The organism is Desulfosporosinus lacus DSM 15449 (genome assembly GCF_900129935.1).
Taxonomy (GTDB): domain Bacteria; phylum Bacillota; class Desulfitobacteriia; order Desulfitobacteriales; family Desulfitobacteriaceae; genus Desulfosporosinus; species Desulfosporosinus lacus.
Map to the genome: position 1 here is coordinate 44,146 of NZ_FQXJ01000017.1, position 24,816 is coordinate 68,961.

Below are 24,816 nucleotides of genomic sequence, written 5' to 3' on the forward strand. Positions count from 1 at the left end.
CTAAGCATTCTCATTCAATCAGCTTGGGCTCGACGGATCTTTGGCTAATGCTCTCAAACAACAAGGAATTGTTGTGACTTATAGCAATACTCCGAAAATTAAGTCTTGGTGACTCATTTAAGTCTTGGTGACTTAAATGAGTCGCTGAGACTTAATAATTTGTGATGGAAAAGTTCTAATCCTTAAATTACTCTGAGTTAAGGATTTTCAAGTGTTTGATAAATAGGGCCTGAAAGTTTGGCATAAGTCCTTGAAATACGTACATAGTCCACTGCTATTAAACTTTCTGAGATAACATATTAATTTATGTGATAATTGGCAAAGAACTTGCAATTAAAGTTGTGGACAGAAGTTAAACATTTTATAAAAAGGAGGTTTTGATGGTCATTTCAGGGCAATGAAATACAATAGATAGACACGTGGAATTTATCATCTGACTTATTTTCTTAAACCCGGTTCTCAGATTAAATCTCAAGAAAGGGTGAATAACTTGTCACAAGAGAAGTCTAAAGGGATATATGCTCGTATTAATCCTGTTGTTTTCTGGGGCAGTGCTATTTTATGCGTTTTGTTATATGCCCCAATGCTTATTTATGGTACAGAACTGCAACCCTATGTTGCAGTCATATTAAAAGCCATAACCTATAGAATGGACTGGTTATGGTTATTATTTACTTTGGGATGTGTAATATTTTCATTTTGGTTGGCTTTTGGCAAATATGGCAATGTAAAATTGGGTGGAACAGATGATAAACCTGAATTCTCAGACTTCAGCTGGTTATCAATGATGTTCACTGGCGGTGTTGGAGCAGGTTTAGTTTATTGGTCCATGGCCGAGCCTTTGTATTATCTAAAGTTTCCTCCTTACTGGAATGAGGCATTTTCTGGGCAAGCTTCGCAATTCGCTATTGCCTATGGAATGTTTCACTGGGGTATTTCGGCCTGGGCTATCTTTGTTCCAGGGGCCATCGCCTTTGCCTACATGCTTTACGTAAGAAAAAAACCCTACTTTTCCCCAAGCTATGCTTGCCGGGGAGTATTGGGTGATCGGGTAGACGGATGGCTTGGCAGAGCGATCGATATCTTTGTTGTGCTTGGTCTGGTCGGCGGATTAGGAACAACCTTAGGAACAGTTATTCCTATGATGTCGGCTGTTGCAGCCGGTTATCTGGGTATTCCGGATACTATGACGGTTAAAGTCGTGACCACCCTGGTGATTGCAGCAACATTTACCTATAGTGCTGTCTCCGGTATAAATAGCGGAATTAAAAAATTGTCGGAATTAAATAGTTGGTTATGTATGGGATTATTAGCGTTTGTTGCGATCGTTGGCCCCACCTTGTTTTTGTTTTCCTTTTATGTTGACAACTTAGGGGTTTTGATTACTAACTTTTTCCGTATGAGTTTATATACAGATCCGATTAGCAAATCCGGTTTTCCTCAAGACTGGACAGTATTTTACTGGGCCTGGTGGGCAGCATGGGCTATGTATTTCGGCTTGTTTGTTGCCAGGATCTCCAAGGGGAGAACGATCAAAAACGTGGTTCTAAATATGATGGTTGTAACGTCAATCGGCTGTTCGCTGTTCTTCTTAGTGTTCGGCGGCTATGCTGTAAATCTTCAGCTTAATCTAGGGGTAGCACTTGATATGACTATGAAGGACGCCGGTGCCGGGGCAATGATTTCCCAACTCTTGCATACCTTACCCTTAGCTGTAATAGTTGTTCCCTATTTCTTATTTGTCATGCTTATTTTCCAAGCTACTACCATTGATACCAATGCCTATATTATTTCCAGTATTTCTTGCAAAGAGGTTAAGAATGGTCAGGAATCTCCCCAATGGACAAGACTTTTCTGGTGTGCACTCCTGGCTGTGATCGGGATAGCTATCATGGTGGTGGGCGGATTACCGGTAGTTCAACTTTCATCGGTTGCCACCAGTGTACCCATTATATTTATTATCATCATCTTATCAATGTCCCTACTCAAGTGGCTCAAGGAGGATTTCGGCAGAGAAAAAGAAATTCAAGTTGTTGATTATCCGGAAGAAGACTAATCATAACAGGGCTGTCGCAGTAAGACCAGCCCGGAAGATAGCAAAAGGGATGTAACGAAACTTGTTTTCCGGTTTATTACATCCCCATTCTATTTGTAATCCCCTTATATATCAGAGGACTGTTCACCACTTCAAAGGTGTACAGTCCTCTATTTTGGGATAACACACCACCAGCTTGAAAAAATCTCAAGTTTCGTTACGGCCCCTTTGCCGTCAAATAAATAATGAGGTTTGAATAAGTAAAAGTATCCCAAAGAGGATGGCTAATCACGGCCATCCTCTTTGGGATTGCTCTTTCTACAGATAAGAGACCTCTTACGTTCTAGTTGCTATTTGAAATGGGTGCGGCAGTTTTACACATGGATTTCAGGGCTTCCACAAATTCCTTTTCAATGAGAGAGACTGCATGGCGGGTTGATCTTATGAGACCGACGGTAATACCTAAACTAACGTCACTGATAGGTATAGGGATTATCTCTCCGGATTGTAAATAAATATCGTCTATCGACATGAATCTGGGGAAGAAGGAGATGGCGATTCCCTGGGATACGACTCTTTTAATCAATTCGAAATTACAAAATCTAAAGACTACATTAGGTTCGCCATGTTTTTTAAGAATACTTGTGATACCACCATTATTCTTCGTGAATTCGTCATTATAAGCAACAAAGGGATATCCAAGTGCTTCTTTTAGAGAAACCGATTCCTTTTGAGCAAGAGGGGAGTCTTTAGAAGCATATATTAAAAATTCATCTGAAAATAACTCTTCACAACTAAGTTCTTTACCGGTTATTTCTTCAGTTAGCAATACAATACCAATGTCGTTTTTGCCGGATTGAATATTTTGCAGAATGTTAATTGATTCAGCAACGGTCAAAGAAATGTTGATATTTGGATGTTTGTCCTTTAAGTAGTATAAAACATTGGGGATTATCTTATCACCCATACTGGGTATTATCCCAACGGAGAGGTTGCCCGTTAATGCAGAGGTATTAGAAATTTGTTTAATTTCTTCAACAGTATCAAGAATAAGTCGGGCCTTTTCAATGACGATTTCCCCGATTGAAGTTGGATAAGCACCCTGAGGAGTTCGCCTGAAAAGTTGTGTTCCGAGCTCATCTTCAAGTTTACTAATTGATGAACTTACAGCGGGTTGGGTAATAAAGGCGTGCTCTGCTGCCAATGAAATTGAGTTGTATTTGGCGACTTCAATTAAAAGAAATAATTGTTCTAATCTCATAATCTAATACCTCCGCTGCCCAAAAAACTCTGTTCCGTACACATCTCCGCACCATTCGTTCACTCCTGTGCGAGAAGCTACCTTTCGGGTCTAACTGGGATTGATCGGGGTAGACCGCTGTTTATAGTTGCGTAATATACGTGTAACTTTGCTTTGGCTAATATTTAAGGTGTTTGCGACTTTGTAGGAACTCCCCAACATATTATACAATCTGATTATGATAGCCTCTTCATCACTCGTTTTTTTGAGATTTTTCCAGTTGGATAGTTCTTCTTCCACAATGTTTGAGTGTGCATGAGTAGAGGGTATTTTAAACATTTTACTGGGTAAATGTTCGGGTAGAATATATCCCTCCGGAACAGTGACCACTATCCGTTCGGCTAAATGCTCCATCTCCCTAATATTTCCGGGCCAGTTGTAACTTTTTAGAACAGCAAGACTTTGTTCATCAAACTTGTGAGAGTATTTATACATCAAGTCATATTTGTTCAAAAAAAACTCTAATAAAGGAATAATATCATTGGTTCTTTCTCTTAAAGGAGGAGTATCAATTTCGATGACGCTTAATCTATAGTATAAGTCCTCGCGGAACTTTCCTTCTTCGATTAATTGAACAAGGTTCCTATTGGTCGCAGCAACAATTCTTACATCAATTTTCTTATGCTCTTTTCCGCCAACCGGAATAAATCTGCGCTCTTGAATAAGCTCTAATAATTTTGCTTGAATTCCTAAAGGAATTTCTCCTATTTCATCAAGAAACAATGTGCCACCATGGGCTAGTTCAACTAATCCTACTTTCCCAAACTTGTCTGCACCGGTAAAAGCACCGCGACAATATCCGAAGAGCTCTGACTCTAAGAGGTGCTCTGGGATAGTGGCCCCATTAATACAGATGAAGGGGCCATCTTTGCGCTCACTCATTTTATGAATATCCATGGCCAGTACATTTTTCCCGGTTCCGGATTCACCTAGGATAAGAACTGTAGAATTCACTAAGGCAACCCTCTTAACTATTTCAAGGCATAACTTCATTTTTTCATCTCGAAAGGAGTATCCCTTAAAGTAGCTGACTTGTTGACTTAATTCATCGACTTTGTTTTTGTAATGCTTAACAAGTTTCTTAGTCTTGTCTAAATCTTGTTTTAACTCTTCAAGCTGTGTGATATCACGACTATTCATAACGATGAAATCAACTTCACCATCCTTGTTAATCACAGGAGTGGCAGTGACAACAAGTTTAATTCCGGTTTTAGTCTGCTGTTCAACGGTAACAGTTTGCTTGTTTTGAAAGACTATGGGAGCTAAGGCTGGTGAATAATAACCTTCACTCAATAAATAGCTTACATTCTTTCCGATTATCTCAGAAGGATCTAAGCCATAATGCTTCTTACATACTTTATTGACATAGGTTACAATTCCCTTGCTATCAACGACAAAGATCTCATCAAACGAATTGTCCAGGATCATTTTAAAATCTTCTCTGTTCAAACTTTGTTCGTTTATATCTAGCAATTTCGACAACTCCCTTTTTGCAATGTTCACAGCAAAATTGATTGAGTATCAGCAAAAATCGGTATATATTTAAAATCTAATGTCATACAAAAGATTTTGTTTTGAAAATATTAAATTATTTATTTATTTTATTCGGTAAGACAAACATAAAATCCTGCAACGTTGGAATATTTAAGTCAATATGACTTAAATATTCTATCATTTTATGTCGAGGCTTGAAATGAACCCATACAGAAAGCAAGCAACGACCTTTGGGCATAAGGCGTTATAGCGATGATAGAGTGAATTTGACTCTATTTTAAGCTTAATTTGGCAGCCCATCACATGTAGAAGTAATTGATAATAAGTTTTTCCCATTGTAGAAAACAGATTTGGCTTAATACTTAGAACGGCATGAAAATTGCATTATATTTTGACATATCATCCAAGTCGAATTGAACACATTTTTGGGAAGGCTTGACTACCGCTAATCTATCAATATACCGACAAGTGGTAGTAGTTTATCGGCCAGCAGGGAGATTTGGGGGGGGTGAAGAGCGGTTATACTTAAAAAATTGAGGAATGCCTAGAGTTCTGAATCTATTGGTCTTTAATTCAAGATTGTTCGAATTCTAATTCAAGTCAAATAGACTCTACCTAAGTCTATTTGACTCAAAGTGACTTTAAGGGTTAAAGCTAATTAGCTACCTGAAGTTCGCGCAAGTACGATAGGAGAGGGTGTAATAATGGCTTTAAAATCACGGCTGGAAGTCTTAACGAAGGATGATTTAGTGAGGGTTCATGAAGCCACCCTGAAGATTCTTCGGGAGACCGGAGTAGTATTTCACAATGAGGAAGCTATTGAAGTCTTCAAGAAACATGGTGCAAGAGTAGAAAACAAAACAGTTTTCATTACTCGCGAACTGGTAGATCAAGCCCTGGCTACAGCTCCACGTACCTTCCGCATGCGGGCTCGTAATGATAAATACTCTGTTACCGTCGGAGAAGGTTTCTTGATACAGCCAAATGTTGGCCCGGTTTATATTCAAGACTTAGTTAAGGGACGTCGGGAGGCAACTCTTGAGGATTATGCTAATATCCAAAAACTCTGTCAGGCTAGCGATGTCGTTGATTTAGTTGGCACAATCCCGGTTGATCCCAGTGATGTGAAGAGCAGTGATAAGTATTTACTTATGATGTACGAAGCGTTAAAAAACACTGAGAAACCAGTGATAGGATTCTGTGCTAATACACAACAGGTCCGCCAACAATTGGATATGGTTGAGATGACTATGGGTACACCTGGATTTTTATTGGAGAACCATTGTACAGCGGTACTAGTAAATTCATTAAGTCCATTAGCCTATGCTCCTGATACTCTGGAAACTATGATTGAATATGCAAAACGAAATCAAGTTATCCTACTTGCGCCGTGCATTATGGCTGGAGTAAGTGGCCCAATATCACTTTTAGGAACGGCGGTTTTGCAAAACACTGAAACCATAGCAGGACTGGTTCTGGTTCAATTAGTGAATCCGGGGACTCCGCTAGTATATGCTACCGCTTCAACTTCAGGTTATATGAAAGAAGCAACTTATGCAGCAGGTTCTCCCGAGGCTATGTTAATAAATACTGCCAGCTTGCAAATGGGTTTAGATTACTATCACTTACCCGTTAGAACAATGTCGGGGATCACACATTCTAAGACAGTTGATTGTCAAGCAGGGTATGAAACCATGCAAAGCTTGTTAATGGGAATGTTGAGCGGCGCCCAAATGTCAGTTCAAAGCTTGGGTGTTTTAGACGCTATTATGACGACTTCCTACGAAAAGTTTATCATTGATGAAGAATTGATTAGAAGAGTAAGGCGGATTTCTCAAGGGATCGATACCTCGGATGAAGCATTAGCTGTTGACGTTATTCAAGAGATAGGACACACGGGAACCTATTTGTCGCATATAAGTACCTTCGAGAAATTCAGATCACTGTGGACGCCTACTATTTCAGATTGGGGAAATTATAGCGATTGGAAGAACGCCGGTTCGGAAGATGTTGTTATCAAGGCAAACCGTAAGTATCAACATATTCTGCAAAATGCACCCGAGACTTTACTCGATTCAGAGACGGATAAGGCATTGTTAGAGTTTATCGAGAAAGCTAGAGCTCATCAATCATAATTTTTCAATGCTGTTGAGATTTATACCCGGCATAAAAAGACGGAATTATGCAACGTAATGTAATTATAATATGATCTAGTTGGGAAATGTTACTAGTTTATAATTTGCACAAGTTATTGCATCTTGAAGGAGGATTAATAAAATGAGCGATTTCGATCAATTAGCCGATTATGTGTTTAAAGGAAATGCCGCTGCAGTAAAAGAGCTCACTCAAAAGCTGGTAAATGCCGGCGGCGATCCAATGGAAATCATCTCTAAAGGTTTACTAATTGGGATGGATATTGTGACTCCTAAATTTAAAGCCGGCGAGATGTATGTTCCTGAGGTAATGATGGCGGCAAGAGCTTTATCAGAGGGTATGAATATTGTTAAGCCTTTGCTTACTGGGGCGGATATTGCAGTCAGTAAAACAATTATTATTGGGACAGTTGCCGGAGACCTACATGATATCGGTAAGAATTTAGTGGTCATGATTATGGAAAGCGGCGGCTTTAATGTGGTTGATTTAGGTGTTGATGTATCTCCGGAAAAATTTGTAGCAGCTATTAAAGAGCACGACGCAAAAATAGTTGGTTTATCTGCTCTCTTAACCACAACAATGCTAAATATGAAAGTCACGATAGACCATATCGCCAAAGAAGGATTACGGGATCAAGTTAAGATTCTTGTTGGTGGGGCTCCTGTTTCCCAAAGCTTTGCCGATGAAGTCGGGGCTGATGGTTATTGTGCCGACGCTATGGCTGCTAAAGAGATGGCTACCGCTTTCTTAAACTAGTTTTCTTGGAAAAGATATTAGGACATATTAAATGTTGCAGAAGTTGTGGAGGTGGAAGAATTGAGAAGTGAAGTTCAAGCAGGAGTTTCAAAATTTGAGGGTTTCGGACTTAATATATTTTCTGACAATGAACTTTATGATATCCACAGTGGAACTCTTGAAGTGTTAGAAAAAACAGGGATTAAAGTTGAGTCTAAAGAAGCCTTAGAAATTTTCGCTGCCGGAGGAGCTAGTGTAAATTTCGAAACGCGAGTCGTTAAAATTCCTCCTCATATTGTAGAGGATGCTATTCGCTCAGCCCCTAATACGATTCTTTTAGCAGGTAGAAATCCTAAACATGATATTATACTGGGTGGTAAAAGAGTTCACTTTATTAATTTTGGCGAAGGGGTCTCAATCATCGACCCCTATACCAAAGAGTATCGGAAGACTACTAAGCAGGATGTAGCTAATATTTCGCGCTTCTGTGATGCAATGAGTGAAATGGATGCAGTTTTACGACCGGTAGCACCTCAGGATGTTCCGCCAGTGGCTGCTGTCGTTCATAATGCCGAGGTTATCTTCAATAATACTTCCAAGCATGTATTTATCGGTACTGAAGGTGGAAAAAACTTCAAAAAGGTTCTGAAGATGGCTGCTGCCATAGTCGGTGGAGAAGAAAAGCTGCGGGAAAGACCAATCTTCTCTTGCAATGTTTGCCCGACAAGCCCGTTACAATTAGTAGGCCACTGTACTGAAGTAATTATTGAAGGTGCCCGGGCTGGTATAGCAGTAAACGTACTATCGATGGCTATGGCTGGAGCTACCTCTCCAATTACGTTAGCAGGCAGTCTTGTAACACACAATGCTGAAGTTTTAAGTGGCATCGTCTTAAGCCAGCTAACCCGCAAGGGAGCACCGGTTATCTATGGCAGTTCAACGACAATCATGGATCTGCGTTTTGCTACGGCACCGGTTGGATCTCCGGAACTCGGAATGATCAATGCAGGTGTGGCGAAACTTGCCCAGTTTTACTTACTGCCAAGCTGGGTAGCCGGTGGCTAGGTAGACAGCAAACTCCCGGATGCCCAAGCATCTCATGAGTTCACAATTACCGCTATGCTGACAGCGTTGGCAGGGTCCAACCTGATCTATGGCGCAGGTATGTTGGAACTCGGCATCACCTATGACTATGCACAAATGGTGATGGATAATGAGATGGCTAGGATGATTAAAAAAGCTGTCTGTGGGATAAGTGTGTCTGATGAAACTCTGGCAATAGATGTTATTAAAGAGGTAGGTACCGCTGGTAACTTTATTGGTCAAGAGCATACCTTCAAACACATGCGTTCTCAATCTAAAAGTAATGTTATTGACCGCCGTATGAGAGATGTCTGGCTGGCTGATGGGGGTAAGGACTTTTCAGAAAGAGCCTACGAAGTAGCAAGATCCATACTCGAAGACTATAAGCCAGAGCATCTGCCGGAAAATATTCAAGCAGAATTACGTGCTATAGTGGAAGAAACTGAAAAAGAGTATGGTGTCAATAGTTAAGTTAATGACCGAATAACTAAATATTAATGATAGTAATGAGGAGAACGAGCTAACTACTTTAGTTCTTCTCATTACTAAATAAAGTTACTTAAGGAATTCCAACCCACTTGGTATACTCAAGCCACCACCAATAGCGAGTCTTGGATGGGGTTAAGAAGTAATTCTAGTTGTTAAGCGTAGACAGTCAGATTGTAGGCCTGAAAGTGATTGAGCCTCGAAATGAGTAAACCGGGAAGGTCGACAATTTCGAAACTCTTTGAGGAGTTGTGATTTTAATAATGAAAAGAGAAGCGTTAACCCAGAAATTATTGGTATTAGGGGTCGACGGGATGGATCCCAAAGTAACCCGGAAGTTCTTGGCTGAAGGAATAATGCCTAACTTACAAAAGTTCATTGAAAAAGGTGCGGCTAGAGAAGATTTATCCCACTTAGGTGCCCTGCCAACGATTACACCTGCATGCTGGACGACCTTAGCAACAGGTGCTTATCCTGGAACACACGGTATTACCTGCTTTTGGCGACAGTCACCAAAGAGTTTGGACGCGGTTGTCTATAATATGGATTCCAGAAACTGTGAAGCTGAGCAGTTATGGAATGTAACTTCTGAAGCCGGTCTTAAAACCTTAGTATGGCATTGGCCCGGTTCCGCTTGGCCTCCCACCAGTGACAACCCAAATTTAAACGTTGTTGATGGAACACAGCCGGGTTCTGTTAACATGGGTGTGGCACAACTTGATTGGGAAAAAATTATCGCTGCTAATGAGGAAATTACAGAATTAATATATGCTCCAAAACTTGAACGTCCTGCCGGTACCGGCTGCATGATTTCCGATCTGAGTGCAATTACTGAAGAAGAACCAGCTACCGATATGATGGAATTATGGTATGGTGAAGCTGCCATGTCAGGCAGTGAAATCCGTGAATATATCATGGGACCAGATAATATGGAAATGGTCATTGAATCTATTCCTCATTATGATGTAGTCAATTCCCCTTTGAAAAATGCAGCAGGATGGGCAGCTGCACCGGAAGACGCCAAGGAATTTACTATTTTAACGTCTGATGGTATTGTAAGACGACCCACCCTGATTTTAAAGAATGCTGATGGCATCTATGACCGCATTGCAATTTATAAAAATAAGAAGGCAGAGAAGCCAATCGTAGTTTTAGAACTCGGGAAAATGGTTTCCGGTATTGTAGATGACATTAATAAAGAGGGTGTATTAAAACCCGCCTGTCGTTCTATGAAACTCCTGGAACTTTCGACCGATGGTACATCGGTGAAACTGTGGATCAGTAATGCCTTGGATATTGCCCAGGATAAATTATGGCATCCGAAAGAATTGTTAAAAGATGTCGTAGAACATGTTGGACCGGTTCAGCCTGTTAGCTTGGTTGGGGGAGAAGATGCATACCTTGTTGAGAAGGTTTATGAACCAGCCTGGGATTCGTATTGTCAATGGCAAGCAAAGGCTTTAAATCATTTAATTAAAAACCGGGATTACCAGGTAGTGTTCACACATTTGCATAATATTGACTGTGCAGGTCATATGTTTTGGCACTTAGCGAAAAACCTGGAGCGCTGGAGTTATACTGACCCTGAAGTTAATCAGAACTTTATCCGGAAGTTTTACATTCAGACAGACAAATATTTAGGTGAATTCTTACATCTATTAGATGAAGGATGGACAATCATGATTGTAGCTGACCATGGTTTACTGGTCGGGGAAGAATTCCCACCACAAATTGGTGAATATGGCGGCATGAATGTACAGGTGATGGAGGAACTCGGTTATACCGTAATGAAAAAGGATGCAAACGGTAAAACTTTGAAAGAAGTAGATTGGGAAAAGACAACAGCTGTTCAGACTCGAAGTAACTATATATATATCAACTTAAAGGGTCGTGATGCCCATGGCATTGTTGACCCGGCGGACAAATATGAACTGGAAAGAAAAATTATGTCTGACCTGTACTCTTATAGATATAAAGGACAGCGTGTTATAGGGCTGGCAATGCGGAATAAAGACGCTGTCGTATTAGGAACAAACGGTCCGCAGTGTGGTGATATCTTCTTCACTGTAGATGAGGGGTATAGCCGTTTACATGGTGATGGGTTATCCACTGTAGAGGGTGCTTTCGATACTTCTGTTTCCCCAATTTTTCTAGCTGCAGGGACAGGAATTAAAGAAAACTTTACAACCGTTAGAACCATTAGACAAGTTGATATTGCACCGACTATTGCAACATTAGTAGGTGTAAGAATGCCTGCCCAGTGTGAAGGTGGACCAATCTATCAGATTTTAACCGAAGAAGTCTAATATAAAGAAAACTTGGCTGGCGCCGAGCCTCCGGCGAAGGCGGCAGCCCTAGTTGCACTTATGCTTAGAAAGTATATAACGCAAGGTTATACTTTCTGGTAGTATAAAAAGGCAGGCTAATTATCCTTGACTTCGTGGAATAGCCTGCCTTTTATTCTTTTATTCATGAAACGGAAATTCTTTTAAGACTTCTTGGACAATGATTTTTACTTTTGGATGAATTTGTTGAAAAGTAACGATAGGTTTTGAGTTGATTTGCGGATAAGCTCCCTAACAGCATAAAACCAATAAGTTTCCAGTAAAGGAACTTCTGAATGATTATTTGAAATTCCTTAATTTTTGTCAATATGGACTATTTTAAAGGAGTGGAAAATATGTCCTTAGAACAATTAAATGCAAATAGTTTCGAAAAAATCATCTATGATAATGAGGAATCCTGTCTCGTTATTTTCTCAAGAAAATCTTGTCACGTTTGTAAAGAGGTCGTTCCTGTTTTGGAGGAACTTCAACTGCAATACCGAGATAGGGTTGGATTCTATTACGTGGATGTAGAAGAAGATAAAAACTTGTCCCAAAGATTCTCCTTAAAAGGAGTTCCTCAGATTCTTTTCTTTAAGGATGGCGAATATCAAGCAAAGCTGGCAGGGGCTGTTGACGAAGACAAAGTCATTGATAAAATTGCGGAGGTTCTGGAATCGTAATCACTAAAACATTCTAAAGAGAGGGAGTAATTTAAGAAAATGGGAGATGTGACCTACGATTTAATCATTATCGGCGGGGGCCCCGCAGGGCTCACGGCAGCTATTTATGGGGGAAGAGCGAAGCTGAGAACTTTGGTTATCAATAAAGGGACGGTTGGCGGTTTGGTCAATACGACACGAGAAATTGTCAATTATCCGGGCTATGGTCAAATCAGTGGATCTGATCTTATGAAAGACTTTAAAAAGCATGCCGATTCCTTTGGCGCAGAATTTTCACGAGATGAAGTTGTGAGTGTTAATTTTGCTCAAGAAGATAAAATCATCTGTACGAAAAAAGATAAAGAATACACTGCCAAGGCGGTTATCGTTGCTTGTGGCAGTGAGCCGAGACTATTAAATATTCCTGGTGAAAAGCGGCTTCAGGGCAGTGGGGTTGCGTATTGTGCAACCTGTGATGCCGAGTTTTTTGAAGGGGAAGACGTTGTTGTCGTTGGCAGCGGGGATCAAGCCATTGAAGAAGGCATGTACATTACCAAGTTCGCTCGTAAAGTCACCGTGATTGTACTCCATGATGAAGGCGTTCTCGATTGTAATAAAGTGAGTGCGGAAAGGGCCTTCCAAAATGAAAAGATGGAGTTTGTATGGAACTCCACGCTTGAAGAAGTACTGGGTGAGTCTAATGTCGAGGGGGTTAAAATCAAGAACTTAAAAACAGGCCGTTCAACTGAACTTCCTTGCCAGGGCGTATTTTTCTTTGTTGGGATGATTCCTTCGACTCATTTTATTCAGGAAAGTGGCATTGGGATGGACAGAAGAGGATACATTCCCGTTAATGACTTGATGGAAACGGATCTCGAAGGGGTATATGCGGTGGGAGACAATCGGGTTAAATATTTAAGGCAAGTGGTTTCAGCTGCAGGGGATGGGGCAACGGCCGCAGTCGCTGCCGAGCGCTATATTGAGGAACTGAATGCCTTTAGTACGAGTGTACTGAAAAGTGACAAAAAAGTGCTCTTGCTTTTCTTCAATGCCTTAAATAATGAAAGCTTGGAGTTTAGCACTTTATTAGAAGAGGCAAATCAAGAACTCTCGGAACCCTACAAAGTGGTGAAAGTCGATACGGCTACTAAGAAAAATCTTGCCCAAAAGTATGATGTCAAAATCGTGCCTTCAGTTGTTGTATTGGACAGAGGGCAAGAGATCAAGCGATTGGACTATTCGATGGAGAAAGAAAAACTTAAGGCCCAATTAAGATAAGACAAATCATTATTAGTAAAACATTAGAAGAGCATATTACTTTTAATGGTTGATATAGAAAATCAAAGGAACCTATCTTGTGGGATGGGTTCCTTTGAATTTTATAACCTTTCGAATATGTTAGCAGAAATGAATTTATTATGACGTTTTATTTCTGATATGCCAAGAAAAAGGATATAATGGATTTATACTTTAATTTAGATTAGATAGGATGGATTATCATGAATACCTTTAATCAGCTTGGGCTCGACGAATCTTTGGTAAATGCCCTTAAACTGCAAGGAATTGTTGAACCAACTGCGATCCAAGAACAAGCGATACCCTTTATTTTAACTGGAAAAGATGTATTGGGTCAGTCAGAAACAGGCACGGGTAAGACGTTGGCTTATCTGCTCCCGATTTTTCAGAAAATAGATATTTTAAAGCGAGAAACTCAAGCGATGATTCTCACGCCGACTCATGAGCTGGCTATTCAGATTCAACGTGAAATGGAAACTTTGTCAAAAAACTCTAATCTGGATATCACGTCAACTGCTATCATCGGAAACGTGAATATAGCGCGCCAGATAGAAAAGTTAAAACAAAAACCACACATTATTGTGGGTTCCAGTGGTAGAATTTTAGAGTTAATCCAGAAGAAAAAAATTGTTGCTCAAACTATTAAAACAATAGTGCTCGATGAGGCTGATCGTTTACTTGATGAAAATAATGCCCATCATGTTAAGTCGGTGATCAAAACAACCTTAAGCAGAACTCAGCTCTTGTTATTTTCAGCGACATTACCCCCAACGACTTATCAACGGGCTTCCGAATTATTAAAGACTCCTGAGGTCATTAGGGTAACAGATAAAATAATGATCGCGCCCACTGTTGAGCATATCTTCTTCTTAGCAGAACAGAGAGATAAAATTGAAGTTCTCAGGAAGCTAATTCGGATTATTATTCCGACTCGAGCTTTAATTTTCATTAATAAAAGTGAAGAGATCGAAAAAATGGTGGAAAAACTTAAATTTCATGGTTTAGATGCAGAAGGAATATACGGAGGAGCAAATAAGATCGAGCGAAAAAAGGCGATGGATGATTTTAGAAGTGGAAAAAGCACCTTGCTGGTGGCTTCGGATCTAGCTTCGAGAGGATTGGACATCAAGGGGATTACCCATGTCTTTAACCTTGACTTGCCGGAAGATCCTCAGCTTTATCTGCATCGGGTCGGTAGAACGGGCAGAGCAGGTAATAGGGGGATTGCTATTTCCATTGCCAACGCAAAAGAAGTTTCATACTTGCGAAGACTGGAAAATTCCTTTGAGATTAAGTTCAGTCCTAAAGAAATGGTCCAAGGGAAAATTGTTGATGTAAGGAAAAAATTACAGAAGAAAGGGTAAGGGGGAAATCTCATATTGCTCTTTTTTTCACTGATAGTATAATTAAGTAAAACCTGGAGGAAATCCAAGGAAATGGAGTTTTCTTGTATGGCAGTCCATATACTGACCCGTCACATAGGACAGGATAAACAAGAAGTAAGAATATTTAACAGTATAGTACGCATGTTGGGTACCACGCTCAATGTTTATGCTTACATAGTTGATGGTATGCTCATTGATAGTGGACCCCATAAACTCCGAAGGGGAATTCTAGATTTTTGTCTACAAAATCAACCTGATAAAATTGTTCACACCCATTTTCACGAAGACCATACGGGAAATACAGCATATCTGGTAAAAAAACTCCAAGTTCCCGCTTATGTCCATCCGGAATCTTTAGGTATTTGCCGTCAGAAAGGGGATATACCTTTCTATCGTTTAGCTTTTTGGGGGCATAGAATGGGCTTCCAAGCAGAGCCATTGCCTGATTATATTGAAAATGAACATTCTCGTTTTGAAGTGATTCAAACTCCTGGGCATACGACAGATCATGTTGTTTTTTTGGATAGAGAGGAAGGCAGGTTGTTTAGCGGAGACCTTTTTCTTCACCAAAAGACTCGAGTTGTACGGAGAAAAGAAAACATACCCCTACTCATGGAATCCTTGCGCACATTGTTGAAGGAAAGTTTTAAAACAGTATACTGTTCTCATGGAGGAGAGATTAAACAAGGATATCGCTTAGTTGAGCAAAAGCTGGCTTACCTTGAAGAATTGCAGGAGGAAATTTTGAACCTTTCTCATAAGGGGCTGGATATTAAAGCAATCGTCAAGAGAATCTTTCCACAAACGCCTGCTATTGCCTATTTCAGTCTCGGAGAATTTTCTTCTTACAACTTGGTCCGTTCGCTTATTGAAGATAAAGGTACCAGGACGTAAGAGACCGACTTGGTAAAGTGCCTTGGGGAGACATGGAGGGAGATTTGAGATTATGAAGACATCGCCCTTGGACTTAGCGCATGAACTTAAAAAAGAAGGCTATCTTATCGGTCAAGAAGCAGCGACTACCTTATTCCTTGCTTTGGCCTTGGAAAAACCATGTCTTATTGAAGGTCCGGCGGGGGTTGGCAAGACACAGTTGGCTTTAGCACTTGCCCGAGCGGAAAAACGAAGACTGATAAGGTTGCAGTGTTATGAAGGACTGGACATAAGTAAGGCATTATATGATTGGAATTATGCCAAACAGCTATTGCGCTTGCAACTTGCCAAGACAGAAGATTGGGATGAGATAAAGTTCGATCTTTACTCGGAAGAATTTTTGCTTTCCAGGCCTCTCTTGGAAGCAATTCTTTCGCCCGAACCGGTTCTGCTGCTGATTGATGAATTAGACAAGAGTGACGAGGAGTTTGAAAGTTTTCTCTTGGAGTTACTTGCTGAACAACAGGTTTCAATTCCAGAGCTGGGAACTCTTACTTCAAAAACCAAACCTATTGTCATCTTAACCAGCAACAATTCTCGAGACTTTAGTGATGCTCTCAGACGGCGTTGTATCCATATCTATCTGACTTACCCTTCCTTAGAGCGAGAAATATCTATTCTAAGCTCGCATGCTCCCGAGCTTTCTAGGGGATTAACTAAGGACGTTTGTGAGTTCGTTGCCAAGATAAGAAAGTTGCCTTTGCAGAAGCTTCCGAGTGTTTCTGAAACCATCGATTTTGCGCGTGCGCTGGATGCCCTCCAAAAAGTAGAATTGAACTATGGAGACCTGATGGGAACACTCAGCGTGTTGCTGAAATATCCAAAGGATGTTGCTAAGCTGGAAGAGCGTCTTAAAAAATGGGAAACTGAAGCACTGCGATCCCGAGAGTAATCAGGTTTTAGCCCTGGCATAATGGAATAGTAAGGGATGGAGACTATGGACGGATGGGTTTTTATCAGGTTGGTTCACGCTCTCAGGCAGGTTTCTTTACCGATTTCCTCGCAGGATATTCTTGATGCTCAAACTTGTCTGGTTCGATATCCTGACATACCATGTAAACAGATATTGAAATCGCTTTTAATTCATCGCCCCCAAGATGCGGGCATATTTGAGACGGTTTGGAAAATCGCAGTTGAGAACAGAGAATCCACTGAACTGAAGGATTCCCTGGATGCAACCCTCAAAGATAAAGAAGAAAACAGGGACAGTCAAGGAATTGGAGGCCAAGGAGCAGGGCGTGGATCAGGAGGAATCAGCCTGACTGCAATTGGAGATATTCTCGATCATTGTCACATTTCTAAATTGATTCCATTTTCACGGCTTGAAGAGTTAGCAAGCAGTGGGGCAGAGTATGAAGAGGTTGTTAAAACCGTTTTGGCAGATATTGACTATTATACGTGGATTAATTCCTTCGATCTAGCTTATCAGCGAGGTACTCTTTCTGAAGACGAATGGTATACCCATCAAAACAATCGGGCTTTTATCCTGCGTGAGATTCAGCAACAGGTATTGATGAGCCAAGTCACACTTGAAAACAGCTGGAAACCCCTTGTTCGGCAACACTGGTTATTCAAACCGCTAAGTTCGCTATCTGAAGAAGAAAAAGAGCTTGTGAGGACTAGTATTCGAAAATGGGCTCGAAAATTAGCCTTGCGACCAGGTTCTCGTTGGAAATCTTATAACAAAGGAACAATTGATATAGGGAAAATTGTACAGCAAAGCGTTCAGTGGGAGGGGGGACTTTTTCATTTATGCTACCGGCGTAGAATTCCCCGTGCTCCAGAACTGGTAGTGCTCTGCGATGTCTCGAATTCCATGGCCTCATTTGTAGAATTTTTAATTCATCTGGTGACGTGTCTTAGGGCTCGTTTTCGAAAAATACGGGTATTCTTTTTTATCGATTCAGTCTGGGATGTCAGTGAGTTTGTTTGGGATGATGATCTTAGCGGAGTGAAACAAGAGATTAAAAGCTGGGGGCATAAAGCAAGTTCGGGGTTTTCAGATTATGGAGCGGTATTTAAAGAACTCGCTGAGAACATACTTAGAGAAGTGTCATCACGAGCTATTCTTATCGTACTGGGAGATGGTAAAAACAACTATCGCCCAGCTCAGCCGGAATATTTTGCCCGGATTTCTGAAAAGGTACGTAAGGTGTTTTGGTTGAACCCTTTAGAGGAGATGGAATGGTCTGAGCCTGATAATGTTATGAAAGTATATCAAAATAATTGCTCAAAGGTCTATCGGTGCCGAACGGCCAGCGATTTACAGAGAATTGTTAAGGATGTTTTCTAAGAGAGTTGCTCAAGATCTACCGGATATCAATTGTTAGATTTTTAGATCTTGATTTAGATAAGAGTTACAAAATTAAAAAGTTATAAAGTAAAAAAGTTATAAAGGTATAAGCCAGTTGCTTTAATGTGAAGCGACTGGCTTATTTACTTTACATGCGTCCGTGATCAGAGCGCAGTGCATATAGGGAAACATCTATGGACGGATCCTCATCATGGAGAAGTGGGTATAAATGAGCTAAATTTAATGCTGCAAGTCAGTGTGCTGACACGAAGTTGCGGGGTCGGGTATATACTGCTTATAAGTCAAAAATAAATACTTTGCCATGGTTACATACAGGGTGATTATTCAGGAGGTGTCAATGAGCCAGTGATAAAACATACAGTAAAACAAGGGGAAACACTTTTTATTATTGCTCAGAAGTATGGAATAAGCCTTAGCTCGCTTCTCGCTGCCAACCCAAATATTAAAAACCCTTCCTTGATTAGACCTGGGCAAGTGGTAAATGTCCCAAAGGCAGCACCCCAGAGAACCATCGTTATTCCCAGAGAGAGCTACGGTTATAGTGAAATGGTTAATGACCTTGAGATGCTTAGAGAAAGCTATCCTTTCATTAAGGTGGATTCCATTGGAACTACGGTTATGGGTCGTTCAATTCCAGTGGTAAGGATAGGGCAAGGAAAAAAAGAAGTCCATTATAATGGTTCTTTTCATGCCAATGAGTGGATCACAACTTTGTTATTGATGAAGTTTATTGAAGTCTATGCTAAAGCTTACGTTTCAGGGAAAAAAATTGGAACCTTTAATATTAAAAGCCTATTTGACAGTGTTTCCTTGTGGGTTGTTCCTATGGTCAATCCTGATGGAGTGCAACTGGTTCAGGAGAAAATCGATACGAATACTTCAACCTTTGCCAACGCGCTGCGGATCAATGGTGGATCACGAGATTTCAGTGGTTGGAAGGCTAACATTCGAGGGGTAGATTTAAATGATCAGTTTCCGGCCAACTGGGAGACTGAAGTGTCCAGACGAGCATCTTCTGGCCCGTCTCCCCGGGATTATACAGGGACAGCACCTCTCTCCGAGCCGGAAGCTAGAGCGATGGCAGAGTTTACAAGGTCCCATAACTTTCGTTTAGTAAGTGCTTTTCATACTCAGGGAGAGGAGATCTATTGGGGGTACAGGGGGTTAGAACCCAATGAATCACAACAGATCGTGAATCGGTTCATAGAAGTTAGCGGATACGAAGCAGTACGGTATGTGGAAAGTGACGCAGGGTATAAGGATTGGTTTATTCAAGAATGGAGACGCCCCGGCTTTACAGTCGAATGTGGTCACGGAATTAATCCTCTGCCCATATCTCAGTTTTGGGAGATATGGGGCAAGGTAATTGGGATATTTTTAATGGGTATGTATGTATAAAATTTGGGCGTTTCTCTTTTGCCGAACAAGTTTACTATTTACGGATCTCCCTGGCCAGTAAAGCTGCGCCCAACGCGGCTGTAATAACAGGTTCTTGAAATACGAGAAGGGGATAGCCCAGCTGCTTGGTTAGGGCGTTAACCACGCCTCGATTGAGGGCCACTCCGCCCGTAAACACAATATCCGTTTCCAATCCGGTTCGTCGAGTCATAGAGGCTACTCGGCTGGCTACCGAATCACAAACCCCCGCTAAAATATCTGATTTCAATGCTCCTGCGGATACCTGGGAAATAATTTCGGATTCAGCGAAAACAGTACAAAAGGAGGAAATCTTTGTGGGGTTTTCCGAGGATGAAACCAATTCCCCAATCTCATGCCATTCTATTTCCAGAGCTGTGGCCATCACTTCTAAGAACCGACCTGTACCTGCAGCGCATTTGTCATTCATTGTAAAGTCTGCGACTTTGCCATTTGGTAATAATTTAATTACTTTGCTATCTTGCCCCCCTATATCGATAATGGTTCGAGAACTTGGAAAAAGATGACTAATTCCTTTGGCTTGACAGGTGATTTCAGACAGTTCCCGATCAGAGGGGAAGGTGACTCGGCCATAACCGGTTGCAACCGTGGCAGTGACCTGATTAATAGTTAGACCGAAATCAGCGAGAAGTTGTTCTTCAAGGCGTATGGCGACTTCACGCCCATGATAGCCTGCGCGGATTTTTGCCTGGCCGAGAATTTCTAAATCATTGTTTATTAGAACCACTTTTACAGTAAGAGATCCAATATCTACTCCTACATAGTAGTTTGACATGAGCTGTCCTCCTTATTCGATTCACGGTACGAGAGACTAAACTTAGAGCACAAATTGTTGTCCTATTTTTTGTGAGTAATTATTTCGAACTTTGAACCTCGAACCTCGTGCTTCGGTCTCGATTATTTTAGATCATCAAATGTTTCTAAGAAAGCTTGGACTCGATTGCGGACGGGTTCTTCTGCATAGGCTCTGGGATCTGCCATGTCCGCTTCGATCATTAACCCAGGCACCCCTGTTTCACGCATTACTTCTCTGCGAATCACTTCTTGAACTAAGGAATAAGGTTTGCAGGAACGATTTGAATGCATTACGAAACCATCGGCTCTGTACTCCTTGATTAGATTAATTAATTGATTGGCACGGAACTTAGGGGAACGGTTGAGAAAAACTTCAGTGTAAGTCGTCGCCATGCTTTCTATCGGAGTACCGGGAGCTTGCTCGACAGCCCAACCCCCACTATAGGTGTCAGTCACAAAACATGCCCCTTTTTCAGAAAACATTTTGTAAAAACTAAACAATTGTGGCCAGATGGCGATGTTGTCCCAGACTAAGCGAATTCTCTCGTTTTCGATTGCTCCCTGAGCAAGTTCAACTCGTTCTTTGATTTCGTCTTTGAGTTTGCTGTAAAAATTAATTCCTTTCTGTGAGCCTCTTAAGACTACAATAGGTGCCATGTTGATGAAGAGATCGGGAGCGTTGAGGGGAGAGGGACTGGCTTGACAATATTGTCGGGTTTCTATCCAGAGAGAGGTGATTTTGCGACTCAAGTTCATTTGTTCAGCTAATTTTTTTTCATTGAAGCGCCGACCGGTGATTTCTGCCAAATCTGCTGCCATAGCAGATAATTGTTCAATGACGAAGTCTTTGGCCTGCGGAGTTAGTTGGTCAGTCATAAATGGTGTATCTAGAACTAATAGTGGTACATTAAAATGACGCGCTAAAACTTCATACCACTTTAACACTGTTCCGCAAATATTATTGCAGGCTACCAAGAGGTCGGGTTTCGGCATCCCTCCCAAAGGGGCCAGGTCTGGCCTAAGGACTCCACCGATATTTGACCGGGCATAGGAACAGAGGTCTTGGGAATAACCAGCCGCTTCAGCCACTTCGCAAAGGGCAACAGTGGCTTTGCGCGCACTGTATATAGCCGCATATTGTTCCGGATAAGCGCAATGAATATTAAAAGCGCGGAGGAGTTCGACGGGGGCACCGCTGGTGACCCAGGCCAAAGGACGTCGTAAGAATTTGCCCCAGTAACGATGCCAGCTTGTCAAAGCATAGTAGCGGCCCATAGTTTGTTGGAGTACTTTGTTGCTGACTAGAGGCCGGTAACTGGGGCGTTTCTCTTTTGTTGTATGCATCTTAATCTTTCTCCTTTATAATTCATAGTCTGGCAAACTCTCTAGAAAGGCCTGAAGTCGAGTTCTTTCTTGTCCTCCTGCATTTGCCCCTTCCAGTTCAAGCGTCAGAGTGCGAATGCCGTTCTTGCGCAACCTCTCGGAGAGTGTAGCGGCATCCCAAGCATGGGGTTCGCAATATTTTCGGATGATAATAATGGCGCCTTGAGCATGCCGTTGTTTAGCTAGAGTGGTTAAATAAGAAATTCGTTCGTTAAGACTGCGGTTTTTACAGGGGCAGGGGGGCATTTCAGAGTACCTTTGGACGATATCCAAAAGTGGGTCTTCCGATTCGCCCACTGTGACTCCTGAGAAGTGTCGAAATCCGGTGCATGTATCATCGGCAACGACTCTGCCTCCCAATTCTTCGATCATTTCGAAAAGGCTGTCATTTTCCAGCACGGCGCTGCTGACAAGAACCTTTGCTTTGTCATGAGGTTCTTCGGCCATTGCTTTTAACGCCGGAAGGCTGTTTACAAGGGCTTGGGTATACTCAGAACGCGGCATTAGCTGTCCAGCTCTGAGCAGGGAGGAAATCAAAGGGGAAGGAAGGTTAGGACGAAGGACATCAAGTTCAGCAGCTAATTTTCGCGCATTTGCACATAAGATTAGGGCATTTCTGATGGCCTTGGCTTTGATTTCTTGTTTAGTCAGGCCTGTCAGTTTACTCAAGAGAGTATGCAGTTCAGCATGATAATAGCGTGAAGCTCCCGGGGCTTTTAACATAACGGGGGGAACAATGTCAACAGTTTTGCTCTGACCGCTGGATGCCCAGACTCCGCTTAGACACTGCATAGTGTCACAGGTATGAGCAAACCCGATGCCGACAAGGTCGCGCCACTTCTCTCTTACTTCCATGTCTAGAGTTCCCCTGGCTAAAGAACAACAATAGGCCGGGAGTTCAACTGGAGTTGAGTTCTCTGAATCCGGTAAGAGGCGCAAGGGGTGTAAACCTGCCGCTATAATTAGTTCTTCGGGAAAATAGGAACAGAAATAACCAAAAAACCTGTGCTTGGGGTACCGGCTTAGACGATCACTGCCTTTGAGAGAAGCCTCTTCAATAAGCAGTTCCAATGCTTCCTTAGAATCTGTCGGGTTAATAGTTTCAACCATTTGGGTAGTTCATCTCCTTAGGCGTTTAATAATTAATCGGGTAGCGGTGTTCCAATCCTCAGCGCAAATGAATTCGTTGCGGGCCGTGCGCTTTCGGCGATAATCTCCACCGGAGACTATCGTCACCGTAAGTCTCGATGTTCAGCTTTAGCTGAACGAGTTCACTGAGTTTCTGTTGGAGCAGGGGAGGATGGCTCCCGAAGAGTGCGTTTTAGAATTTTACCTATAGCTGTCATAGGGAGGTCGGGGCGAATCTCAATGAGTTGGGGGGCTTTATAAGGCAAGAGATGCTGTCGGCAGAAGGTGATAATCTCTTGCTCTTCGACCATCACATCTGTTTTTAAGGTGATAAATGCCTTTACACGTTCCCCCTTATAATCGTCAGGGATGCCTATAACGCATGCCTCTTTCACAGCTGGGTGCTGATAGAGGACATCTTCTACTTCCCGTGGATAAACATTGAACCCGCCAGTAATAATCATATCTTTCTTGCGGTCTACAATATAGAAATAGCCCTCTTCATCCATGTAGCCAATATCTCCGGTATGGAGCCAACCTTCTCGGATTGCCGAACCAGTTTCTTGAGGCTGATTATAGTATCCGAGCATGATCTCCGGACCAGTAAGCACGATTTCTCCAATTTCTAGGGGCTGAAGGAGTTTTTCCCCGGTCTCAATATCTCTGACTTGCATAATGACATCAGCAAAGGGTATACCAATACTGCCTGTTTTATTTACGCCGTTATAGGGATTGGCACAGAGTGCTGTGACAGCTTCAGTAAGACCATAGCCTTCCATCAGTCTGCTTTGGGTGAGTTCTTCAAACTGGCGCTTAACTTCTGGGGCTAAAGGCGCGGCTCCGACAAAACATCCGCGCAAAGAGGAAAGGTTATAGCGTGCTAAACGAGGATGGTTAATGAGACCTATATACATGGTGGGTACTCCAGCAAAGAGAGTAGGGTGGAAGCGGTGAATTCCTTTGAGAATGTCATCTCCATTGAAGCGTGGAATAAGAACACAAGAAGATCCTGAAATCAGAGGTGCATTCATACAAACTGACATGCCAAAGCCATGAAATATTGGGAGAACCGCTAATAAACGGTCGTCCTCTCGCATTTGGACCCAAGAGGCTCCTTGGGCGGCGTTGGCAACTAGAGCTTTATGCGAGAGCATGACTCCTTTGGGTTTGCCAGTTGTTCCTCCTGTATAAATTAGGAGCGCAATGTCTTGAGTGAGATCAATATCTATTGGAATGATTGGCTGATATTCTTGTTGAAGCAGGGGTTTTAACCACTTGCATTGAGGTAGACGAGCTTTAGTTTCGGCGGAGAATTTCCGAGACAATGGGTATAAAAGCTTAATTGGGAGAGGCATAAATTCGTTTAAAGAAGTATAAAAAGTGTGTTCTAGGATATGGTGTTCTCCGGTACTTTGACAAGTATCTCGAACATTTTCTAACCGTCCAGTTAAGAGATCTAAGCTGATGACAACCCGGACCCGGCCATCTCGAAAAATATGCAGGAGTTCAGATTCCGTGCTGAGGGGATTAACCGGGACGACCACTGCTCCAATACTTAAAATGGCATAATAAGACATCACATATTGAGGACAATTAGGGAGCAGAAGCGCGATTCGGTCTCCTTGTTGTATGCCGATTTTTTGCATCGCACCAGCCAAGCTGTTTACCCAGTGACCCAATTGCCTGTAACATATCTCTCGACCGAAAAAAATTAAGGCGATAGCCTCCGAGTGGTCTTTGACACTTCGACGAAATAATTCATCCAGCGTGACGTTCGGATAATTGAGTGTAGTGGGGACTTCAAGATCGTAATGTTTGGTCCAAGGAAGGATTTTTTCACTGGTCGAGTTGTTGTTCATTACTTGCCCTCCT

At 41.8% G+C, this 24,816-nt stretch carries 17 protein-coding genes and 1 pseudogene; 12 read left to right on the forward strand and 6 right to left on the reverse strand.

Annotated elements, in window-relative coordinates:
- The first annotated feature begins 490 nt into the window (after positions 1 to 490).
- Positions 491 to 2,056, forward strand: coding sequence for a BCCT family transporter (locus tag BUB11_RS19585; RefSeq protein WP_073031557.1), 1,566 nt, complete (start codon positions 491 to 493; stop codon positions 2,054 to 2,056).
- Positions 2,057 to 2,378: 322 nt separating this feature from the next.
- Here the strand turns inward: BUB11_RS19585 and BUB11_RS19590 are convergent, their stop codons facing one another.
- Together BUB11_RS19590 and BUB11_RS19595 are read right to left on the reverse strand one after the other, a co-directional pair.
- Positions 2,379 to 3,296 carry a LysR family transcriptional regulator gene (locus BUB11_RS19590; RefSeq protein ID WP_073031559.1) on the reverse strand — a complete coding sequence of 306 codons (918 nt, stop codon included), beginning with the start codon at positions 3,294 to 3,296 and terminating at the stop codon, positions 2,379 to 2,381.
- A 90-nt stretch (positions 3,297 to 3,386) separates the two neighbouring features.
- Entirely contained in the window at positions 3,387 to 4,808 is a 1,422-nt protein-coding gene (locus BUB11_RS19595; RefSeq protein WP_084110419.1) for a sigma-54 interaction domain-containing protein, read from the reverse strand.
- 725 nt (positions 4,809 to 5,533) lie between these two features.
- On the opposite strand from BUB11_RS19595, the gene BUB11_RS19600 reads away from it, so the two are divergent.
- The 11 genes and pseudogenes from BUB11_RS19600 to BUB11_RS19655 all read left to right on the forward strand — a co-directional run bounded on the left by BUB11_RS19600 (position 5,534) and on the right by BUB11_RS19655 (position 19,599).
- Positions 5,534 to 6,964, forward strand: coding sequence for a trimethylamine methyltransferase family protein (locus tag BUB11_RS19600; protein ID WP_073031563.1), 1,431 nt, complete (start codon positions 5,534 to 5,536; stop codon positions 6,962 to 6,964).
- A 142-nt stretch (positions 6,965 to 7,106) separates the two neighbouring features.
- On the forward strand, positions 7,107 to 7,739 hold the full coding sequence (locus BUB11_RS19605) for a cobalamin B12-binding domain-containing protein (RefSeq protein ID WP_073031565.1): 633 nt from the start codon (positions 7,107 to 7,109) through the stop codon (positions 7,737 to 7,739).
- A gap of 60 nt (positions 7,740 to 7,799) precedes the next feature.
- Positions 7,800 to 9,272, forward strand: a pseudogene (gene mttB / locus BUB11_RS28455) ([trimethylamine--corrinoid protein] Co-methyltransferase).
- Between the two features lie 278 nt (positions 9,273 to 9,550).
- Entirely contained in the window at positions 9,551 to 11,593 is a 2,043-nt protein-coding gene (locus BUB11_RS19620) for an alkaline phosphatase family protein (protein WP_073031571.1), read from the forward strand.
- Between the two features lie 374 nt (positions 11,594 to 11,967).
- A complete protein-coding gene (locus tag BUB11_RS19625) occupies positions 11,968 to 12,294 on the forward strand; it encodes a thioredoxin family protein (RefSeq protein ID WP_073031572.1) in 327 nt (108 codons plus the stop codon).
- Between the two features lie 39 nt (positions 12,295 to 12,333).
- Positions 12,334 to 13,551, forward strand: a complete 1,218-nt coding sequence (trxB, locus tag BUB11_RS19630) for a thioredoxin-disulfide reductase (protein WP_073031573.1) — start codon at positions 12,334 to 12,336, stop codon at positions 13,549 to 13,551.
- A gap of 221 nt (positions 13,552 to 13,772) precedes the next feature.
- A complete protein-coding gene (locus BUB11_RS19635; RefSeq protein ID WP_073031574.1) occupies positions 13,773 to 14,933 on the forward strand; it encodes a DEAD/DEAH box helicase in 1,161 nt (386 codons plus the stop codon).
- A gap of 87 nt (positions 14,934 to 15,020) precedes the next feature.
- The gene (locus tag BUB11_RS19640; RefSeq protein ID WP_073031661.1) at positions 15,021 to 15,848 is read left to right on the forward strand and encodes an MBL fold metallo-hydrolase; all 828 of its coding nucleotides are present in this window, start codon (positions 15,021 to 15,023) and stop codon (positions 15,846 to 15,848) included.
- Positions 15,849 to 15,900: 52 nt separating this feature from the next.
- Complete coding sequence (locus BUB11_RS19645; RefSeq protein ID WP_073031575.1) at positions 15,901 to 16,779, forward strand: AAA family ATPase; 879 nt, start codon at positions 15,901 to 15,903, stop codon at positions 16,777 to 16,779.
- Between the two features lie 45 nt (positions 16,780 to 16,824).
- On the forward strand, positions 16,825 to 18,180 hold the full coding sequence (locus BUB11_RS19650) for a VWA domain-containing protein (RefSeq protein ID WP_073031576.1): 1,356 nt from the start codon (positions 16,825 to 16,827) through the stop codon (positions 18,178 to 18,180).
- A gap of 366 nt (positions 18,181 to 18,546) precedes the next feature.
- Positions 18,547 to 19,599: a M14 family metallopeptidase gene (locus BUB11_RS19655; RefSeq protein WP_073031577.1), complete on the forward strand. Its 1,053-nt coding sequence runs from the start codon at positions 18,547 to 18,549 to the stop codon at positions 19,597 to 19,599.
- Between the two features lie 34 nt (positions 19,600 to 19,633).
- Here BUB11_RS19655 and BUB11_RS19660 read toward each other — a convergent pair whose 3' ends face one another.
- The 4 genes from BUB11_RS19660 to BUB11_RS19675 all read right to left on the reverse strand — a co-directional run bounded on the left by BUB11_RS19660 (position 19,634) and on the right by BUB11_RS19675 (position 24,803).
- The gene (locus BUB11_RS19660; protein ID WP_073031578.1) at positions 19,634 to 20,413 is read right to left on the reverse strand and encodes an acyl-CoA dehydratase activase; all 780 of its coding nucleotides are present in this window, start codon (positions 20,411 to 20,413) and stop codon (positions 19,634 to 19,636) included.
- Between the two features lie 122 nt (positions 20,414 to 20,535).
- The gene (locus BUB11_RS19665; protein WP_073031580.1) at positions 20,536 to 21,777 is read right to left on the reverse strand and encodes a 2-hydroxyacyl-CoA dehydratase subunit D; all 1,242 of its coding nucleotides are present in this window, start codon (positions 21,775 to 21,777) and stop codon (positions 20,536 to 20,538) included.
- Positions 21,778 to 21,792: 15 nt separating this feature from the next.
- On the reverse strand, positions 21,793 to 22,926 hold the full coding sequence (locus BUB11_RS19670) for a 2-hydroxyacyl-CoA dehydratase family protein (RefSeq protein ID WP_073031582.1): 1,134 nt from the start codon (positions 22,924 to 22,926) through the stop codon (positions 21,793 to 21,795).
- 161 nt (positions 22,927 to 23,087) lie between these two features.
- Entirely contained in the window at positions 23,088 to 24,803 is a 1,716-nt protein-coding gene (locus tag BUB11_RS19675; protein WP_073031584.1) for a long-chain-fatty-acid--CoA ligase, read from the reverse strand.
- Positions 24,804 to 24,816: the final 13 nt, after the last annotated feature.

Excerpts from the sequence above, each read along its gene's own strand:
- BUB11_RS19640 (WP_073031661.1), top strand. The coding sequence starts at position 15,021 with ATGGCAGTCCATATACTGACCCGTCACATAGGACAGGATAAACAAGAA.
- BUB11_RS19675 (WP_073031584.1), bottom strand. The coding sequence starts at position 24,803 with ATGAACAACAACTCGACCAGTGAAAAAATCCTTCCTTGGACCAAACAT.
- BUB11_RS19620 (WP_073031571.1), top strand. The coding sequence starts at position 9,551 with ATGAAAAGAGAAGCGTTAACCCAGAAATTATTGGTATTAGGGGTCGAC.
- BUB11_RS19625 (WP_073031572.1), top strand. The coding sequence starts at position 11,968 with ATGTCCTTAGAACAATTAAATGCAAATAGTTTCGAAAAAATCATCTAT.
- BUB11_RS19590 (WP_073031559.1), bottom strand. The coding sequence starts at position 3,296 with ATGAGATTAGAACAATTATTTCTTTTAATTGAAGTCGCCAAATACAAC.
- trxB (WP_073031573.1), top strand. The coding sequence starts at position 12,334 with ATGGGAGATGTGACCTACGATTTAATCATTATCGGCGGGGGCCCCGCA.
- BUB11_RS19665 (WP_073031580.1), bottom strand. The coding sequence starts at position 21,777 with ATGCATACAACAAAAGAGAAACGCCCCAGTTACCGGCCTCTAGTCAGC.
- BUB11_RS19600 (WP_073031563.1), top strand. The coding sequence starts at position 5,534 with ATGGCTTTAAAATCACGGCTGGAAGTCTTAACGAAGGATGATTTAGTG.
- BUB11_RS19635 (WP_073031574.1), top strand. The coding sequence starts at position 13,773 with ATGAATACCTTTAATCAGCTTGGGCTCGACGAATCTTTGGTAAATGCC.
- BUB11_RS19645 (WP_073031575.1), top strand. The coding sequence starts at position 15,901 with ATGAAGACATCGCCCTTGGACTTAGCGCATGAACTTAAAAAAGAAGGC.
- BUB11_RS19605 (WP_073031565.1), top strand. The coding sequence starts at position 7,107 with ATGAGCGATTTCGATCAATTAGCCGATTATGTGTTTAAAGGAAATGCC.
- BUB11_RS19670 (WP_073031582.1), bottom strand. The coding sequence starts at position 22,926 with ATGGTTGAAACTATTAACCCGACAGATTCTAAGGAAGCATTGGAACTG.
- BUB11_RS19660 (WP_073031578.1), bottom strand. The coding sequence starts at position 20,413 with ATGTCAAACTACTATGTAGGAGTAGATATTGGATCTCTTACTGTAAAA.
- BUB11_RS19650 (WP_073031576.1), top strand. The coding sequence starts at position 16,825 with ATGGACGGATGGGTTTTTATCAGGTTGGTTCACGCTCTCAGGCAGGTT.